At 65.3% G+C, this 18884-nt stretch carries 12 protein-coding genes; 3 read left to right on the top strand and 9 right to left on the bottom strand.

From position 1 onward, the window contains the following. Positions 1 to 2: 2 nt before the first annotated feature. On the bottom strand, positions 3 to 3155 hold the full coding sequence (locus K6G35_RS16335; RefSeq protein WP_008642785.1) for an efflux RND transporter permease subunit: 3153 nt from the start codon (positions 3153 to 3155) through the stop codon (positions 3 to 5). 26 nt (positions 3156 to 3181) lie between these two features. Further along, entirely contained in the window at positions 3182 to 4429 is a 1248-nt protein-coding gene (locus K6G35_RS16330; protein ID WP_035881181.1) for an efflux RND transporter periplasmic adaptor subunit, read from the bottom strand. A 492-nt stretch (positions 4430 to 4921) separates the two neighbouring features. On the opposite strand from K6G35_RS16330, the gene K6G35_RS16325 reads away from it, so the two are divergent. After that, positions 4922 to 5641, top strand: coding sequence for a TetR family transcriptional regulator (locus K6G35_RS16325; RefSeq protein ID WP_008642780.1), 720 nt, complete (start codon positions 4922 to 4924; stop codon positions 5639 to 5641). 58 nt (positions 5642 to 5699) lie between these two features. Here K6G35_RS16325 and K6G35_RS16320 read toward each other — a convergent pair whose 3' ends face one another. After that, positions 5700 to 6815 carry an ABC transporter substrate-binding protein gene (locus K6G35_RS16320; RefSeq protein ID WP_008642778.1) on the bottom strand — a complete coding sequence of 372 codons (1116 nt, stop codon included), beginning with the start codon at positions 6813 to 6815 and terminating at the stop codon, positions 5700 to 5702. A 197-nt stretch (positions 6816 to 7012) separates the two neighbouring features. Between K6G35_RS16320 and K6G35_RS16315 the strand changes: the two genes are divergently transcribed. Then, positions 7013 to 7687: a response regulator gene (locus K6G35_RS16315; RefSeq protein WP_008642777.1), complete on the top strand. Its 675-nt coding sequence runs from the start codon at positions 7013 to 7015 to the stop codon at positions 7685 to 7687. Continuing rightward, positions 7687 to 9174, top strand: coding sequence for a sensor histidine kinase (locus K6G35_RS16310; protein WP_186425482.1), 1488 nt, complete (start codon positions 7687 to 7689; stop codon positions 9172 to 9174). Before K6G35_RS16315 ends, K6G35_RS16310 begins: the two co-directional genes overlap by 1 nt. Positions 9175 to 9198: 24 nt before the next feature. Here K6G35_RS16310 and K6G35_RS16305 read toward each other — a convergent pair whose 3' ends face one another. From K6G35_RS16305 to K6G35_RS16280, 6 genes are all read right to left on the bottom strand, one after another. Next, positions 9199 to 10035, bottom strand: a complete 837-nt coding sequence (locus K6G35_RS16305) for a ChaN family lipoprotein (protein ID WP_186425481.1) — start codon at positions 10033 to 10035, stop codon at positions 9199 to 9201. Positions 10036 to 10205: 170 nt separating this feature from the next. Beyond that, the gene (locus K6G35_RS16300) at positions 10206 to 12473 is read right to left on the bottom strand and encodes a TonB-dependent hemoglobin/transferrin/lactoferrin family receptor (RefSeq protein WP_495675951.1); all 2268 of its coding nucleotides are present in this window, start codon (positions 12471 to 12473) and stop codon (positions 10206 to 10208) included. A gap of 365 nt (positions 12474 to 12838) precedes the next feature. Then, entirely contained in the window at positions 12839 to 16048 is a 3210-nt protein-coding gene (locus K6G35_RS16295) for an efflux RND transporter permease subunit (protein ID WP_495675950.1), read from the bottom strand. A gap of 4 nt (positions 16049 to 16052) precedes the next feature. Further along, a complete protein-coding gene (locus K6G35_RS16290) occupies positions 16053 to 17276 on the bottom strand; it encodes an efflux RND transporter periplasmic adaptor subunit (protein WP_495675949.1) in 1224 nt (407 codons plus the stop codon). Between the two features lie 265 nt (positions 17277 to 17541). Then, complete coding sequence (locus K6G35_RS16285; RefSeq protein WP_008642768.1) at positions 17542 to 18198, bottom strand: MOSC domain-containing protein; 657 nt, start codon at positions 18196 to 18198, stop codon at positions 17542 to 17544. Between the two features lie 220 nt (positions 18199 to 18418). Continuing rightward, entirely contained in the window at positions 18419 to 18787 is a 369-nt protein-coding gene (locus K6G35_RS16280; protein ID WP_011517993.1) for a CREC-EF hand family protein, read from the bottom strand. Positions 18788 to 18884: the final 97 nt, after the last annotated feature.

Raw genomic sequence — 18884 nt, 5'->3', positions numbered from 1 at the left:
AGTCAGATTTCCTTCTGGCTTTCCAGGCGTGCCATTTCCCGCTCGTGCTGGGCCTTGCTGCCCTTGAAGCGGCTACGCACCACCACGAAGAATACTGGCACCAGGAAGATCGCCAGCAGCGTTGCCGTGATCATCCCGCCCATCACGCCGGTACCGATTGCGCGCTGGCTACCCGAGCCCGCGCCAGTGGCAATCGCCAGCGGCAGCACGCCCAGAATAAATGCCATCGACGTCATCAGAATCGGGCGGAACCGCAGGTGCACCGCTTCGAGCGTCGCATCCACGAGGCTACGGCCCTGTGCCTGCAGGTCCTTGGCAAATTCCACGATCAGAATGGCGTTCTTGGCGGACAGACCGATCGTCGCGATCAGGCCCACCTTGAAGTACACGTCGTTCGGCATGCCGCGCAGCGTCACGCCGAGCAGCGCGCCGATCACACCCAGCGGCACCACCAGCAGCACGGCTACCGGAATCGACCAGCTCTCATAGAGCGCGGCCAGACACAGGAACACGATCACCAGCGACAGCGTGTACAGGATCGGTTCCTGCGAGCCGGCCAGGCGTTCTTCATACGACTGACCCGACCACTCGAAACCGAAGCCCGGCGGCAGCTTGGCGAAGTTTTCCTCCATCACGCGCATGGCGTCGCCAGTGGACTTGCCCGGCGCGGCCTGGCCCGCGAGCTTCACGGCCGGCATGCCGTTGTAACGCTCCAGGCGCGGCGAACCCATGATCCACTTCGACGTCGCGAACGCGGCAAACGCCACCATGTCGCCATTGGCATTGCGCACGCGCAGCTTGGTCAGATCGTCCGGCAGACGGCGATCCGCACCCTCGGCCTGCACGATCACACGGCGCACGCGACCCTCATAGATGAAGTCGTTCACGTACGAGGAGCCAAATGCGATCGACAGCGTCGAGTTGATATCGGCCACCGATACGCCCAGCGCGCGCGCCTTTTCGCGATCGATGTCGATGCGCAACTGCGGCGCGTCTTCCTGGCCTTCCGGACGCACGCCCTGCAGCACCGGCGACTGCGCCGCCATGCCCAGCATCTGGTTACGCGCTTCCATCAGCTTCGCGTGGCCCTGACCGCTGCGGTCCTGCAGACGGAAGTCGAAGCCCGACGAGTTACCCAGTTCGGAGATGGCCGGCGGGTTCAGCGGGAAGATGATCGCGTCCTTGATGAACGACAGCGCGCCGAACGCACGGCCCACCAGCGCCTGCGCGGTCTGATCCGCGCCCGGACGCTCCTTCCAGTCCTTCAGACGCACGAACGCGATACCGCCGTTCTGGCCGCGGCCGAAGAACGAGAAGCCCGCCACCGTGATCATCTGGTCCACCACCTTCGATTCCTTCTGCAGGTAGTAGTCCTCGATCTGCTTGAGCACGCCGATCGTGCGCTCTTGCGTCGCGCCCGTGGGCAACTGCACCACGGTGATCATGTAGCCCTGGTCCTCATCAGGCAGGAACGACGACGGCAGGCGCTTGAACAGCACCACCACCCCGGCAATGATCACCAGGTAGATGATCACGTAACGGCCCGTGCGCTTGAGAATGCGCGCGACCATGCCCTGGTAGCTGCCCGATGCGGTGGTGAAGGTACGGTTGAACCAGCCGAAGAAACCCTTCTTCTCGTGGTGATGGCCTGCTTCCACCGGCTTGAGCATCGTGGCGCACAGTGCCGGGGTCAGCGTCAGCGCCAGCAGCGCCGAGAAGCCCATCGAAGCAATCAGCGACAGCGAGAACTGGCGATAGATGTTGCCGACCGAGCCCGAGAAGAACGCCATCGGGATGAACACCGCCGTCAACACCAGCGTAATGCCGATGATGGCGCCCGTGATCTGTCCCATCGCCTTGCGCGTGGCTTCACGTGGCGAGAGTCCTTCCTCGCTCATGATCCGCTCGACGTTCTCGACCACCACAATGGCATCGTCGACCAGAATACCGATCGCCAGCACCATGCCGAACATTGTCAGCACGTTGATCGAGAAGCCGAACGCCAGCATCGCGCCGAACGTGCCAAGCAGCGCCACCGGCACCACCAGCGTCGGGATCAGCGTCGCGCGGAAGTTCTGCAGGAACAGGTACATCACCAGGAACACCAGCACCACGGCTTCCAGCAGCGTCTTGACCACTTCCTCGATCGAGATCTTCACGAAGGCCGAGGTGTCGTAAGGCACGCTGAACTCGTAGTCCGGCGGGAAGAAGCGCGAAAGCTCTTCCATCTTGGCGCGCACCGCGGTGGCGGTGGCCAGCGCGTTGCCGGTCGGGGCCAGCTTGATGGCGATGGCCGAGGCCGGCTTGCCGTTGATGCGGGCGAGCGTCGAGTAGTCGGCGCCGCCCAGTTCCACGCGGCCGACGTCCTTGATGCGCACCGACGAACCGTCCGGATTCACGCGCAACAGGATGTTGGCGAATTCCTCGGGCGTGTTCAGACGGCTTTCGGTACTCACCGTGGCGTTAAGCTCCGTGCCAGACGGCGACGGGGTGCCGCCCAGTTCGCCCACAGCAACCTGGATGTTCTGCTCGGCCACTGCGGCCTTCACGTCTAGCGGCGTGAGGTTGTAGCCGGTCAGCTTGGCCGGATCCAGCCAGATCCGCATCGCGTATTCGGTACCGAACAAGTCGGCCGCACCCACGCCGGGCACGCGACGGATCGAGTCGACGACCTGCGCGGACACGAAGTTACCGAGCTCGATCGCATCCGAGTTACCGGATTTGGACGAGACCGTGATGAACATCATGTAGTTGTTGCCGGCCTTGTCGACCTTCACACCCTGTTGGCGCACTTCCGCCGGCAGACGCGCTTCCACGCGCTTCAGGCGGTTCTGCACTTCCACGGAGTTCAGGTCGGAACTCGAGCCCGGCGCGAACGAGATATTGATCGTGGCCAGGCCGGACGACTCACTCTGCGACTCGTAATAGAGCAGGTTCGGCGCACCGTTGAGCTCCTGCTCGATCGGCGTCACCACCGTGTCTTCAATGGTCTTGGCCGATGCACCAGGGTAGGTCGTGCTGACCGTGATGATCGGGGGCGCGATATTGGGGTACTGCGCGATCGGCAATTGCAGGATCGCGAGTGCCCCGCCCAGCACGATGATCAGCGCGAGCACCCACGCGAACACCGGCCGGTCGATGAAAAACTTCGCCATGAAACTGGCTCCCTAAGTGTGCGTGGTCAGCCTTGCTTGGCCGGCGTCTGCTCGGCGGGCTTGGCTTCGTTGCTGGCTTCGGACTTGCCGCCTTCAGCACCCTGCGCGCCCGCGCCCGATGCCGGCGCAGCCGCGGTCTGCGGGTTCTGGAACGGCACGGCCTTGGCGGGCGCGCCCGGGCGAACCTTTTGCAGGCCCTCGACGATGACCTTTTCGCCACCCTTGAGGCCTTCGGTCACCACCCAGCGATCGCCGATCGCCTGCGGCGCCTTGACCGGCACCGCGGCTACCTTGCCGTCATCGCCCACCACCAGCACGCTCGCACCCTGCGCGCCACGGATCAGCGCGCGCTGCGGCACGGTCAGCGCCTTTTCGTCCACACCTTGTTCGATCTTCACGCGCACGAAGGTGCCCGACAGCAGTTCACGCTTCGGGTTCGGGAACTCGGCACGCAGCGTGATCGAACCGGTGGTCGGGTCCACGGTCATGTCCGAGAACAGCAGCTTGCCGGTCATGCCGTATTCCTTGTCGCCGGCTTCCGGGTACAGGTGCACGCGCGCGCCGCCGTTCACACCCTTGACCTGACCGGCCTCGATGGCGCGACGCAGGCGCGCCACTTCCGACGCCGGTTGCGTGAAGGTCACCCAGATCGGCTCGACTTGCTCGACGGTGGTCAGCTTGGTGGCTTCGCCCTTGCCGACCAGCGCGCCTTCCGTGACCAGCGCACGGCCGACGCGGCCGGAGATCGGCGCGGTGACGGTGGTGTAGCCCAGATTGATCTGCGCGGTCGTCACGGCCGCCTTGGCGGCGGCGATATCGGCATTGGCCTGACCGGCGGCGGCAACCGCCTCGTCGTATTCCTGCTTGCTGACGGCGTTGGCGGCCACCAGCGGCTTGTAGCGCTCGGCCTTCTGGCGCGCGGACACGGCATTGGCCTCTGCACGCTCGAGCTGGGCCTTGGCCGAAGCCAGTTGCGCCTGATACGGGGCGGGATCGATGCGGAACAGCACCTGACCGGCCTTCACTTCACCGCCTTCGGTGTAATTGCGCGACAGGACGATACCTTCCACGCGGGCACGCACCTCGGCGGTGCGCACACCCTCGAGACGACCCGGCAATTCATTGACGACGGCAACTGCGGACGGCGTGACGGTCACGACACCCACTTCCGGAGGCGGCATCGCGCCGCCCTGCGGGGCTTTCTGGCCGCAGGCGGACAACGCCAGTACCGCCACAGCGGCGGCAACACTACGGATCTGTTGGGACTTCCTCATCGATAACCCCATGATGGCAATTTGAGATCTGCCGCAATGCCCGCGACGCGAACAGTCGCAAAGGGCAACACACTCCGGGGGCGGGGCATGGCGGCCAAACAGGTTTTTGCTCGTTGCCATCCACCGCTCGCAAGTCGGTGGATGGAAACGCTTTTCTTTCTACAGGCAGGATTTCCCGGTTTCGGCTCATGGCTGCGTCGCTTTGCGCGCGCGCCATCACACAAATCAGGTTGGCTGAAACTCGGGCAGGGGCGTATTATAGATACATTCGCGCATGTATGTAAGTACCCGGATAAATTTTGGGGCGTTTACAACACATGGCAATGGTTGCGTGTAGTGGAATGCTCCTGCAAATCGAGCACGATTGTTCCATTCACGGTACGATGCGCCCCGCCTAGTGCCGTTGCGCAATTTGGAGAGAGAAGCGCCTTGCCATCCACCGGCAGCGCCCATGGAGACCTGGCGACCACCACCGTCCGGGTAAAGAGGGAAATGGTCAGACGTACCAAGGAAGAAGCGCTAGAGACGCGCAACCGCATTCTGGATGCGGCAGAGGCCGTGTTCCACGCCCGTGGCGTGGCACGTCCTTCGCTGGCGGACATTGCCGAGGCGGCAGGCGTCACGCGCGGCGCGATCTATTGGCATTTCAAGAACAAGAGCGACGTGTTCGCCGCGATGTGCGACCGCGTCAACCTGCCAGTCGAGGCGCTCTGCTCACCCGAGCGCATTGCCTCGCAGGAAGACCCGCTCGGGAGCATCCGCGACATCTGCGCATTCGTGTTCCGCCAGACCGTCAACAATCCCCAATGGCGTCGCGTGTTCGAAATCATCTTCCACAAGTGCGAGATGGTCGAGGACAACGGCGCCATCTTCGTGCGCCAGCGCCAGTCGCACCAGGAAGGCACGGTGAAGATGCGCGAGCATCTGCGGCTGGCGATGGAGCGCGGCCAGTTGCCCGCCGACCTCGACCTGCCACTGGCCGTCAATGCCTTCCACGCCGCGATCGGTGGCGTGCTGGCGCACTGGCTGTTCTCCCCCGAGGATTTCGAACTGGCCCGCGAGGCCGAACGCCTGGCGGACGCATTCATCGACACATTGCGCCTCTCGCCGGCTCTGCGCGTGGGCTACGTGCCACGCCCCATGGCGCCGCTCGATGCGGAAATGGCGGCGCTGTGCGAACGGCAGCCCCAGCAGGCCCTGGCGCCGAACTGATTCCCGAACTGATTCCCGAACTGACTCCCGAACTGATTGCCGAGCTGGCTATGAGCCGTCAACCGCGCATGGCTTCGCGCCAACGCGCGATGAACGCCTTCTTGCGCAGGGCATCCTGCGCCGCCAGCAGACCCGGCCCGACGCTGATCGGCCTGAGCGCGTAGCCCAGCCGTTCCGCCAGTGCGTTGGCAGTGTGCGTGCTGTCGATGTCGGTGCGAATCGTGTACAGCTGGGACGTGGTCTGACTCAGCAGGACCTGCCCATCGCGCGACAGCAGGAAATCGAGCCACAGTCGCGCCGCGTGTGGCCTCGGCGCCTGCCGCGCGATGAACGCCACGCGCGACATCACCAGGGTGTAGTCGCGCGGCGCGATGACGGCAATCCCGGCCCCGCGCTCCATCAGCGACAGCGCATAGGAACCCAGCAGGTTGTAGCCCAGCACCAGCTCGCCACTGGCGATGCGTTCGATCATGTCCGCCGTCGATGCAGACAACTGCACGCGCGCGCGGCCCAACGCCTGAGCCAGATACCAGAACTCGCTGCCCATCCGCGCATCCTGCTGGGCGAGCAGATACCCAACGCCAGAACGCTCCACGTCGTACGTCACGATCTTGCCCCGCCATTGCGGCGCGCGGTCCTGCAGCAAACGCGCCAGGCCGCTGCGGCTGCCCGGAATATGGGTGCCCGCGAAGTGCTTCCGGTTGTAGACGATCACCGCAGGCTCGAACGTGGTGCCGAACGCCTCGTCGCGCCAGACCGCCCAGCCCGGCAGGCCATCGCGTTCCGGCGACTCGTAGCGCTGCGCGTAGCCGTCGTTGACGAGCTTGATCTGCAGGTCCATCGCCGTGCTCCAGAGCACGTCGGCCACATCCGCGTCCCTTGCCGGCCGGTTCGCGCCGAGGCTGGCGCTCTCCGCCAGGAAGCGGTTGTTCAGCTCGATCGTGTTCAGGTCCTGATAGCGCACCCGAATACCCGGATAGCGGGCTTCGAATGCGTCGATCAGTGGCTGCGCGATCTCCAGATCGGTCGAACCATAGACCGTGACCGATCCCTCGCGCTGCGCGCGCGCGATCACCTCGATATAGTCGCTCGGATACCCCGCCGGCACCCGCGCCGTCGGCTGCGCCCGGGCCGGAAACGACGGCACACCCGCAGCCATGACGGCGCCCGCCATCAGCAGGTGACGGCGAGAAGCATGAACCGGAGGCGACTTGGTTTCTGGCACAGTAGACACGCGTGTTGTACACGGGGAGGAGCGCCGCCATTATAGGGCGCGAGCGGCGCCCCCGACACCCGCCGCCAAGGCGGTATCATAGGCGCCCTCGGGGGCAGCCCCCGGAGACAGATCAAGAGCGGGCAGAGGAGGGTCCCATGCGCATCCTGCTGGTGGAAGATGAAGTGGAACTGGCCCGCTGGGTCACACGCGCACTTGAGCAGGGCGGCTTCGTGATCGAGCATGTCACCGACGGTCTGAAGGCCGAGGCCCGACTCATGGCCGAGGAATACGATGCCGTCGTGCTGGACCTGCGCCTTCCCGGCAAGGACGGCCTGGCCGTGCTGAAGGCCATGCGTGGCCGCGACGACCGCACGCCCGTGCTGATCCTCACCGCGCAGGACACCCTGGACGAACGCGTGCGCGGTCTCAATCTCGGGGCCGACGACTACCTGCCCAAACCATTCGCCATCGCAGAACTCGAAGCCCGTATCCTGGCGCTGATCCGGCGCAGCCGTGGCCGGGCGCATCCGCGCCTGCAATGCGGCACGCTGGTGTTCGACGGCGAAGCGCGCAGCTTCACACTGGCTGGCGCGCCGCTGTCCCTGACCCCGCGCGAATCGACGCTGCTCGGCGCGCTGCTGGCCCGAAGCGGCCAACCGCTGACGAAAGCCCAATTGCTCGACAAGGTGTTTTCGCTCGACGCGGACGTGAGCCCCGACGCCATCGAGGTGCTGGTCTATCGCCTGCGCAAGAAACTGTCCGGCCACGGCGTGACCATCGTCACGCTACGCGGCTTCGGCTACCTGCTCGAGCCAGAGGCCGCCACCTGATGTGGCCTCGCCGCCTGCGCCAGCGCGCGCGCCTGCCTGTGCGGTCCTGGTTGCGCGGCAGCCTGCGGCGCCAGTTGCTGATCCTGCTGGTCCCGGCGCTGGCGCTCATGATGGCGGTCGATACTTGGTTCACCTACGGCACCCTGCGCGATGCCGCCAACACGGCATACGACCGCTCGCTGTACGGCTCCGTGCTGACCATCGACAACGCCATCGGGATGGCCGGCGAGAGCATCCAGCTATCGCTGCCCGACGCGGCCATGGAGATGTTCGAAACCGCGGCGCAGACACACGTGTTCTACCGCGTGTCGATGGAGCGGGCCGGCCAGATCGAGACTGTCACCGGATATGACGATCTGCCGCTGCCGACGGGAGCGCTGCGGAACGGCCAGCCGCGCTTCTACGACGCCACCTATCGCGGCGACCGGGTCCGCATCGCGGCGATGGCCCGCCCGGTCTATCGCCCCGACGCGCACATGCGCGTGATCATCCAGGTGGCGGAGACCGCCGAGCCGCGCGCGGCGCTGATCGGCAACGTCTGGCGCAGCGCACTGCTGCGCGACATCGCGCTGATCATCGTATCGGCGCTGATCCTGGTCGGCGGCATTACCTACGTGCTCCGCCCGCTGCAACAGGTACGTGACGATGTGCGCGCGCGCTCGCCCGAGGATCTGACCCCGCTCGAGTTCGACCATGTGCCGGTCGAGGTGCGCCCGCTGGTCGACGCGGTGAACCTGCACGTATCGCGCTCCGACGCGATGGCGCAGGCGCAGGCCCAGTTCATCGCCGATGCCGCCCATCAGCTCCGCACGCCACTGGCCATCCTGAAGACACAGGCCGAGTTCGCGCAGCGGCAGCTCGACACGTTCGGCGGCGAAGGCGCGGCGCATTCGGGCGCCGCCGAGGCCGTTGGTGGCATCGTCAAGCAACTGGAGCAGGCCGCGCGGATGACCAACCAGTTGCTGGCACTGGCGCGCGTCAGACAGCACGCGCCGGACGGCACCGCCCCGGCCACGGAAGTGGAGATCATCGACGCGATCGGCGTGGCGGAGCAGGTGGCGCTGGACTACCTGCCACTCGCTCGCGGACGCCAGCAGGATTTCGGCTGGGAGCGACCGGCCGGACTGGAACTGCCAGTGCAGGCCGATCCCGCGCTGTTGCGCGAGGCATTCGCCAACCTTGTCCACAACGCCATCCAGTACTCGGGACGCCGCAGCCGCATCACTCTCTCCGCCACACAGGTCGACGACAGCGCCATGCTCATCGTCGAGGATGACGGCCCCGGTATTCCAGAGGCCGAACGCGAGAAGGTGTTTGCGCGCTTCTATCGCCGGGTCGGCCACACGGAAACAGGGTCGGGCCTCGGACTTGCCATCTCGCGCGAGATGGCGACGCGCTGCGGCGGCACCGTGGTCTTGCGCGAAGGCGCCCAGGGGCGTGGCGTGCGCGCGGAACTCAGCTTGCCGCTGGTGAAGCCGACGGCCTGATGGGCCGCGCAAGCCGACGCACTGCTACTTCTTCATCACCGCATCGGCACATGGGTCGGGACGATCCACGGCAGGGACACGCACGAGCGCATCGAATGCCTTACCGTTGGCCGCTGACTCCACATAACCGACGCTGAGCACACGCGCGTCATCTTGATTGGCGCGATCGAGCCAGCGGGGCACACCGATGTCGCGCCGCACGTGGCCGTTACCCGCGATCAGTACCACGCCCCGGTCGCCATGCGACCTCATGATCTGCGCCATCACGGCATCGCGGGCGGCTTGCGCGTCGAGCATCCCTGGCAACATCGCCTTCGGGAAATTGCCGCAGTGCCCGGCATCGAGCGTCGCCGTCTGCAAGGCGACGAGGTCGGCAGGCAAGGGCTTGTCCAGTTTCAACTCGGCCTGCTGTTGGGGTGCGAAAACCTGCCCGAGCCCGCCGCGCACGATCTTCGCGGCATCGCCACGCGACAGGTTCGCGGCAAGCAACGGCAGGTCGTATTGCAATGCAAGTGATACCACCGGCTGGTAGAGCGCCCAGTTCCAGCCACTCTTCGGGCCCGTCGCCTGCGCGATGACATAGTCCGCATCGCGCGGACGCTCGCGACGCGCACGGTCGATATCGCCCTGCCGTTCGCGGTCGAATTGCTCCATCGCGATCGCGGGCCGCCAGCCCGCCTCCACGGCCTGCGTCAGCGCCTGCAGCCGCTGCCGTTGGCCCGCCGCGTTGTCGTGCACCTCTCCGAGCAATACGTAGGTCTTGTTCGGGAAGCGCTGGCTCAAGGCATCTGGCGAAGGTCCAGTCGACGCGCATCCGGCGGTCAGGGCTGCCATCGCGATACAGGCTACGAATCGGTTCATCGCTGTGGTCTCTCCGGTTGCCCGGCACTTGCGCCAGGCCATTGGGATGGGAGCTTGACGCGACACGAGCCGATTGTCCACAGCATGTGCATCAAGGTGGCTGGTAGCCCGGGATACGCGCGACGCGCAGCGACGTTCATTTCGTCGATTGTGGGGACCGCTGCGCCGCGTCAGAACGCCAACTTCACACTCGCTGCGAAGGTTCTGCCTGGTTGCGTGTAGAAAGCGAGACCCGGTTCCGACGCGGAAACGCCTGTCTGGCGCACGTCGCCCCAAAGCCAGTAGGTCTTGTCGAAGAGGTTGTTCACGGCCAGCGCAATTGTGGCCCGCTTGCCAAGCCGCCACCAGGCCTGCAGATCGACCACGCCATAGCCACCTGGCTTGAAGTACGTCACGCGTCGTGTGTCGTCAGTCCGCGTCACTGCTCTGGCGCCGCGCCAGCGCAATGCGGCGCCGGGTCCTTCGCTGACCGAAGGCTCCCACGTCAGCCCTGCGGAGGCACGCAGCGGCGACACGCTGTTCAACGGCTGATCCGTTTGCTCGTTCGTGCCATGCGCATAGGCTACCGCGCCATCGACACGCCACTGCGGCAGGAAGCGCCACACTCCACGCCATTCCGCACCGTAGATGCGCACCTTGGCCTGATTGCGGAACTGATAGGTCGCGCGCATGGCCGGCAAACATGCGGGGTCGGACGGACACGCCAGTTGAACCTGTTCGATAAAGTCCCGGTACCGGTTGTCGAACATGGCCACGCTGGTCTGAACGTTCTCGCCGGTGTACCGCACGCCGACCTCGAATGAGCGGCTCTTCTCGGGATCGAGTTCGCTGTTCGGCGCCGCGCCGTAGCCCTGCACCAGGTTGCGGAAACTGCCGTTGATTTCCCGGTAGTTCGGCGCACGGTAGCCGAACACGTACTGCGCCCAGACGTTGACGCGATCCGTGGCCTGCCAGAGCGCGGACAACTTCGGCGACAGGTTGGAATTGCTCTGGCTGACCGCGGGCTTCGCCGCCACGCTGTTGTAGAGCGAGTCGTCATCGGGCCCAAGCGAGTAGTGATCGAAACGCAGACCCGGCGTCAGCGTGAGCCGCCCGTTCATCAAGCGCAACTCGTCTTGCACGAACACACCCACCTGCCGTGTCGCGCCCTTGGGAAAGTCATGCAGTGGGAATGTCTCGCCAGCCAGTGACTTCGTGCGCGTACTGGTGGTGACGTTGACGACCGTGGCATCGCGATACTCCTCGGACTCCGTGCGGATGAAGTCGACGCCTCCGATCAGGCGATGTTCGACGCTGCCGGTGTGAAACGACTTGTCGGCCTGGAAGTTGAAACCGGTCTGTTGCTGCTCGAAGCCGAAATCGAGCCTCACATCGCAAAGGTTGGCACCGGCGAGGGTAGCGGAACAGCCGCGGCTGGTACGGCTGCGCACCTGGTTCGTGACGTTCGTGGTGCGGCTCTTTTGATAGTAGATCGCAGCGGTCAGGCGATCGAGCGCGCCGCTGTCGGGACGCCACTCGTAGTCAAGCGATACGCGGTCGCGCGCCAGGTCCTCCGTACCGTTGGCGGACGTCACACGCGGTAGCGACCGTGACAAACGCAACATGCCCGTGTCACTGGTGGCATCGCGGTGCTCGTAGGTCAGCCTGAGGCGCTGCCGTGCCGTGGCATTGAGCACGAGCTTGCCGAGGTAGGCATTGGTTTCGACATCCTGCGGGTTCGGCGCGGTGCGCGACACTGACACCGAATCGTCGCCACCCATGTTCTTCATCTCATGTGAGCGACGGTGCGCGTACATGAACAACCCCTGGATCAAATCGTTGCCACCGGCCACGCCGACGGTCTGACCGAAGCCATTGTCGATGCCGTTCCAGTTCAGCCCGACTTCAGCACCGACCGACTTGTCGCGCATGAGATCCGTGGGGTCCTTCGTGGCATACGAGACCACGCCACCGATCGCATCGGACCCGTACAAACTCGATGCAGGGCCGCGCAGCACTTCCACGCGCTTCAGGAACGAGAACTCCGGCGCGTCACGCGTGGACGTGGTGAGGTTCGACGGCCCGCCCCCGTTGTAGAAGTCTGGCAGCCGCACACCGTCAACCATCTGCAGCACACGGTTGTCCTCGATGCCACGGATGTTGATGCTGCCGGCTCCAAAACGGCGGCGGTCGCGCGGCACATCGATGTCGGGCTCGTCGGCGAACAGGCCCGTTTCATCGACCGGCATCGACCGTTCGATCTTGCGTGGATCTTCCACGGTAATGGTCGAGGCCACGGCATCGGCACGTTCTTCCGTGCGCGTGGCCGTGACCACCACTTCGCGAAGCTGCTGGACGTCTTCTGCCCAGAGCGGCGTGCAGAACGTGGCCCAGACCGCCGCGACCGGCGTGACCCTGACTGAGGCGCGCAGGCGACGCGCCAGGAAACAGCGTTTCATTGGATTTTCCTTTGAAAGAAAACGAAACGCTGGCTGGCTACGGCGGATCGCGATCGAAGACCGCGCGCGTCGGGAGGCGATGACTGGCTGGCGTGAGCGGGCAGGCCTTATGTTTTTGATTCTTGGCCACACCCATGCAGGTGAAGATTATTCGCGTTTACAAAAGGCATGACAAGCCTCGGTGGCGAGGACTGTCGGCATGTTGAGGCTGGGGGAGGAGAACGCTCGCGAATTGCGGCTGAATCGGGGAAGGTGCGCCGGTCCCGTTACGATCTGGGAACCGGCGCATAAGAGCAAACACACTGCGGCACAACTACAGCACGGCCACAGCACAGCAACGGCACAACTCTCGGCGAGATTGGCGATCAGTGCGCCACCGTTGCCGGCTGCTGTTCGTCCAGCAGATTGCCTTCCGAATCGATCTGCAACGGGCCGGTGCCAGAGTAGCGATCGAGCGCGAGGTAAATCACCGGCGTGATGAACAGCGTGATCACCTGCGAGAACAGCAAACCACCCACCACCGCCAAGCCGAGCGGCTGGCGCAGTTCCGCGCCTGCGCCCAGGCCCAATGCCAGCGGCAGAGCGCCCATCACGGCCGCGAACGTGGTCATCATGATCGGGCGGAAGCGCAGCAGGCACGCCTGCCGGATCGCCTTCGCGGGCGCCATGCCCTGTTCGCGCTGCGCCGCCAGCGCGAAGTCAATCATCATGATCGCGTTCTTCTTGACGATGCCGATCAGCATCAGCACACCGATCGTCGCGATCAGCGACAGCTCCACGTTGAACAGGAACAGCGTCAACAACGCGCCGACGGCCGCGGAGGGCAGGCCAGCCAGAATCGTCAGCGGGTGGATGTAGCTCTCGTAGAGCACGCCCAGCAGCGTGTAGATCACCGCGATCGCGGCCACCAGCAGCACCACCTGCGTGGCCTGCGACGACTGGAACACCGCCGCATCGCCACCCCAGCTTGTGAATATCGATGTCGGCATCGCGATCTCCTCGCGATAGCGGTCGATCAGCTTCGACGCATCGCCAAGCGCGGCGCCCGGCGCGAGGTTGAACGACACCGTGACCGAGGGCAACTGACCCTGGTGGTTCACCGCGATCGGTCCCACGCGGCGCTCGGTCGTGGCGAACGCCGACACCGGCACCATCTGCCCCGTCCGGCTGCGCACGTAGAGCTTGGAGAACGCCGTCTCATCCGCGCGATCGATATCGGCCGCGGTCAGGATCACGTAGTAGTTGTCGATCGGCGTGTAGATCGTCGACACCTGACGCTCGCCAAACGCGGTGTACAGCGCCGTGCGCACGTCCTGCATCTGCACGCCGAGCGCATTGGCCTTGTCGCGGTCGATCGTCAGTTGCGCCTCGAGGCCCGACTGCTGCGAATCGCTGGTCACGTCACGGAAGATCGGCTCGGTGCGCATCTTGGCCATGAGCTTGTCGCTGAACTCCTGCAACTGCCCCGGCTTCACGCTCTGCAGCGTGTACTGGTAGCGGCTCTTGCTCTGACGCCCGCCGAGGCGCAGGTTCTGCACCGGCGAGAAGTAGACCGCCAGCCCGGGCACCCCGGCAACATCCTTGCGCAGCGACTCCACCACCTGCGGCATCTTCGGGCGCTCACCGAGCGGCTTCAGCTCGACGAACATCCGGCCCGTGTTGATGGCTGGCGACGGGCCACCGCCGATCGACGCCACCACGCTCTTCACGGCCGGATTCGCGCGGATACGTTCGGCGGCATCGCGCAGGCGGTCGGACATCGCATCGAACGAGATGTCCTGCGGGCCTTCCGCGTTGACCTGGATCTGGCCGATGTCCTCCTCGGGGAAGAAGCCCTTCGGGATCTTCACGAACAGCACCGCGGTCAGCACGAACGTCAGGCCGGCTGCGGCAAGCACCACGCGGCGGTGCGCCAGGCACCAGTCCAGTCCACTCGCGTACTTGCGGAGCGTCCATTCGAAGAGGTCCTCGAACCACTGCGTGGAACGCATCCCGATCGTCTGCTTCTGCTCCACGCGATGCACGGGCGCGCCCGCCGCGTGATCGCCTGCCGTTTCTCCATACATGTGCTGCGATTCGTCCACCGGCACGTTCTCGGCCGACAGGAAACGCGCGCACAGCATCGGGATCAGCGTCAGCGACACGAGCGCCGAGACGAGAATCGACAGCGAGACCACCGCGGCGAATTCGTGGAACAGCAGGCCGATCACACCCGGCATGAAGAAGATCGGGATGAACACGGCCACCAGCGAAATCGAAATCGACAGGATGGTGAAACCCATTTCGCGCGAGCCCACCAGCGCTGCCTTGAGCGGCGGCACGCCTTCCTCGATATGACGCACGATGTTCTCGAGCATCACGATCGCGTCGTCCACCACCAGGCCCACGGCCAGCGTGATGGCGAGCAGCGACACGTTATCCAGGCTGTAGCCCAGCGCCTTCATCAGCGCCACGGTACCGATCAGCGAGATCGGCAGCGATACCGTGGGAATCAGCGTCGCGGCGGCGCGGCGCAGGAACAGGAAGATCACCATCACCACCAGCGCGACGGTCAGCGCCAGCGTGAACTGCACATCGTGAATCGATTCCCGGATCGACATCGACCGGTCGTTCACCACGTTCACGTTGACGGAGCCCGGCATCTGCGCCAGCAGGCGCGGCAGGGCGCTCCGGATCGCATCGACCACGGCCACCGTGTTGGCGTCCGGCTGGCGCTGCACGGCCAGCACGATCGAGCGTTCGTTGTTGAGCCAGCTGCCGGTCTTGATCGTCTCGACACTGTCTTCCACTTCCGCCACGTCCGACAGCCGCACCACGGCGCCGCTCGGCTGGCTGGCCACGATGATGTTGCGGAACGCGTCCGCGTTGGTCATCTGGCGGTTGGCCTGGATCGTCAGCGTCTGGCGCGCGCCGTCGAGCGTGCCAACCGGCGTGTTCGCATTGGCGCGATTGAGCGCGGTGGCCAGCTCATCGAGCGTCAGGCCACGCGCGGCCAGCGCGTCGGGGTGGGCGCGCACGCGCACTGAGAAGCGCTTCTGGCCAAAAATCTGCACCTGCGCAACGCCGGGCAGGGTGGCCAGCGTCGGCGAGATCAGGTTGTCGCCAAACGCATTCAGCTCCCCGAGGCTCATCGACGGCGAATTGATCGCCAGCAGGATCACCGGCGCATCGGCCGGGTTCACCTTGCGATACGACGGCGGCAGCGTCATCTCGATCGGCAGCGACCGCTGTGCGCGGAACAGCGCGGCCTGCACGTCCACGGCGGCGGCATCGATATCACGGTCGTTGTTGAACTCGATCGTGATGCTCGAATTGCCGAGCGTGTTCGACGAACTGATGACCGAGACGCCCGGAATCGTGGCGAACTGCTTCTCAAGCTGCGTGGCGACGGATGCCGCCATCGTCTCCGGGCTCGCCCCCGGCAGCGTGGCCGTGACCTGGATCACGGGCGAATTGAAACTGGGCAGCGCCGCAATCGGAATCGTCGGATACAGCACGATACCGGTCACGATGACGGCCAGGCACAGCAGCACCGTCATGACGGGCCGGCGGATACAAAGCTCGGACAGCGTCATGGCATCAATGCTTGGTGGCGGCGGCCGGGGCCGACGCGCCGCGGGCGGCGGCTTCCCGCACCAGACTTCCCGGGCGCAGATTCTGCGCGCCCTCGGTCACCACGCGCGCGCCGGGTTGCACACCTTCGACCACGGCGGCAGCGGCCGTGGTGGCGATGACCTGCACCGGCACGCGCGCCACCTTGTTGTCGGCCTGCACGGTGTAGACGAAGCGACCCTCGGGGCCAGCCACGATGGCCTGTGGCGGCACGGACAGCGCATCCTTCAGCACCTGCACCGTCGCGTTGACATTGGCGTAGGTGCCCGGCCAGAGGCGGTGCTCCTCGTTGCCGAACATCGCCTTGACGCGGATGCTGCCGTACTGCGGATCGACGGTGTTGTCGACGAACGTGATCTTGCCGGTCACGGGCTGCTTGCTGCCGTCGTTAGGCAGCGCCGTCACCGATACCGGTCCGCTGCGCAGTGCTTCGCGCAGGGCGGCAAGCTGCCGTTCGGGCAGCGTGAACATGACCGTGATCGGCGCGATCTGCGCCACGATGACCATCGGCGTCGCAGTCGTCGGCGTGACCAGTGAGCCCGGGAAGACGTTGATGACGCCGGTCCGGCCGCCGATCGTCGCGCGAATCGTGCCGTAGCTGATGGCCACGCGGCTCGCTTCGATGGCCGCCTGGTCGGCGCGAATCGTCGCTTCGAAACCGTCGACCTTGGCCTGTGCCGTATCCACGGCACTGCGCGAGATGAAGTTGCGCTGCAGCAACTCCTGGCTACGTGTCAGCGTGCGGCGTGCGTCGGACAAATCGGCCTGGTCGCGCATGAGCTGGGCGCGCGCCTTGTCCAGATTGGCCTCGTCCATGCGGGTATCGAGCGAGAACAGCAGGTCGCCCGGCTTGACGCTTTGACCTTCCTTGATATGGACCGCGCGGACGGTGCTCGACACCTGCGGGCGCACCTCCACGGTCTGCATCGCCACCACATTGCCGTTGGCGTTCACTTCCAGCGGCACATCGCCCTGCTGGACGACCGCCGTGGCAACCGTGGTCACGGCCGCGCCCTTGGCGGCCGGCTTCGGCGCGAACCAGTGCTTCCAGCCAAACCAGCCGGCGACAACGATCACGAGCACGGCCACGACGACTGGCCAGCGCGAAGTGCGGCCGCGCCCCGTACCGGCGGCCGCGCTCCAGTTGCCATCGACAAAGCCCTTCGGCTGGTCGATTCCATCTGTTTTCATTATGAGGACCCTCAAATACTGCACGGCGCGCGACTCCCCCTTGGCGCCGGCTTCATTGGGGCCGGCTTTATCCGCGCAAACCGCTACTAGTACCGCGCCTAGGCCGCTTCCGGCTAGTGCGTTGTATTACAACCCATTACAGCTCCGCTGGGGATGGATGTCTGGCCGACAGGGAAGGGATGGCCGAACCGCTTGTATGAGTTCTAAAACATTAGCAGAAAAGCCAGTGGCGGCCACCCCGGACTAACGCGGGATTGGCAACAATCTAGCGGGAGATTTGCCGGCCGTTCCGGTGCAGCAGGGTATTCAGCGGCACATCGCGCGGGCCGGGAACCAGGATCACGGCGTCGCCTGCACGCAGCACGCCCGGCTGGACGACGCCCAGGTACACGCCGGAAAAACTGCTTTCCAGCATGTCGCGCGCGGCGTGGGCGTACCCCATCGCCGCATTGAACTTGTAGCAGGGCCGCCGTGGCGCATTCACCACAAGTTCGACGTCGCCGATGAGCAGGCGGTCGTCCACCCACAACGCGGACTCCAGCAAGCCCTGGGTCGTCAGGTTCTCGCCCATCGCGCCGAACGCCAGCGGACGCTCGGATTCCTCGACCCCGGCATCGCGCCGGCGCGTGTTCCACCAGGTGTAGTGCTCGATCGGATAGGCATAGACGGCCCGCTCGGGTCCGCCGTGGACGCTGCGGTCCACCTGCTCGTCGCCGGCCAGCCCCAGGCGGTGCACGCCCACGGCAATCGGATGATGCAATGTACTGAGCGGGTGTTTGCGGATGGCCGACATCACCACCGCCTCCGTGCCTGCGCCTGCCACCACGAGCGGCAGTGCGGTGCCAACATTGACGGCCAGCACACGGCCAATGCTCCTGCCACCGGCGCCGGCGGGGTTCGGACGCGGATCGGTTTCGGCCACGGTACGCTCTCCTTGCGTGTGCGGGGCTGCGCGCGCGTCATGCTGCCGCGCGTCGGCTTTGCACCGAGTGTACCGACTTGGGCGCTCGTTTGAGCAAGGGAATGTGGGGAAACAGACGCACGTTCCAGGCGTCTGGCGGGGCGGGGCGTCTGCCGGTCAGGCGTCCCGCCCGGACGTCGCGCCATGCCTCATGGCGCGGGTCCGGGAAGCGCTCGAACGCTCAGTTCCAGATGGGATTTTCCTTCTGCATCTGCTCGGCGGTCTTCGAATGCCAGTAGGCACCGATCTGACGCTCGGTGACGTAGCCCTTCTTCTTCACATCGATTTGAGAGAAGCGCTTGTAGACCTCCGGCATGCCGGCCTTGGCCTCGTCGCGGGTCAGCTTGCCGTCATGGTTGGTGTCCGCGGCCTTGAACTTCTCGGAAATCATGGCCTTGGCCTGGGAGGTTGGCGGCATCGGAGGAACCTCGGCGGACCCCGTCGCCGGTTGCGCTGCGGGCTGCTGTGTCTGCTGAGCGTTCGCCCCGAAAGCAGCGAGCGCCAGTGTTACGGCTACGGCCAAACCAACTACAGGTGTACGGACAGTCATTTTTCCCTCTCCTCCTGAAATTTACGGTTCAGCATTGCCTGCTCTGGCAATGTCAGGACCGCCCGCCGAAAGCAGGCGACCAAGAGGAATAATAGTC

This window comes from Cupriavidus sp. HY129 (assembly GCF_059492215.1).
Note: the sequence above shows the minus strand (reverse complement) of the source record. Positions and strands in the feature narration are given on the sequence as shown.

Excerpts from the sequence above, each read along its gene's own strand:
- K6G35_RS16335 (WP_008642785.1), bottom strand. The coding sequence starts at position 3,155 with ATGGCGAAGTTTTTCATCGACCGGCCGGTGTTCGCGTGGGTGCTCGCG.
- K6G35_RS16330 (WP_035881181.1), bottom strand. The coding sequence starts at position 4,429 with ATGAGGAAGTCCCAACAGATCCGTAGTGTTGCCGCCGCTGTGGCGGTA.
- K6G35_RS16325 (WP_008642780.1), top strand. The coding sequence starts at position 4,922 with ATGGTCAGACGTACCAAGGAAGAAGCGCTAGAGACGCGCAACCGCATT.
- K6G35_RS16320 (WP_008642778.1), bottom strand. The coding sequence starts at position 6,815 with ATGGCGGGCGCCGTCATGGCTGCGGGTGTGCCGTCGTTTCCGGCCCGG.
- K6G35_RS16315 (WP_008642777.1), top strand. The coding sequence starts at position 7,013 with ATGCGCATCCTGCTGGTGGAAGATGAAGTGGAACTGGCCCGCTGGGTC.
- K6G35_RS16310 (WP_186425482.1), top strand. The coding sequence starts at position 7,687 with ATGTGGCCTCGCCGCCTGCGCCAGCGCGCGCGCCTGCCTGTGCGGTCC.
- K6G35_RS16305 (WP_186425481.1), bottom strand. The coding sequence starts at position 10,035 with ATGAACCGATTCGTAGCCTGTATCGCGATGGCAGCCCTGACCGCCGGA.
- K6G35_RS16300 (WP_495675951.1), bottom strand. The coding sequence starts at position 12,473 with ATGAAACGCTGTTTCCTGGCGCGTCGCCTGCGCGCCTCAGTCAGGGTC.
- K6G35_RS16295 (WP_495675950.1), bottom strand. The coding sequence starts at position 16,048 with ATGACGCTGTCCGAGCTTTGTATCCGCCGGCCCGTCATGACGGTGCTG.
- K6G35_RS16290 (WP_495675949.1), bottom strand. The coding sequence starts at position 17,276 with ATGAAAACAGATGGAATCGACCAGCCGAAGGGCTTTGTCGATGGCAAC.
- K6G35_RS16280 (WP_011517993.1), bottom strand. The coding sequence starts at position 18,787 with ATGACTGTCCGTACACCTGTAGTTGGTTTGGCCGTAGCCGTAACACTG.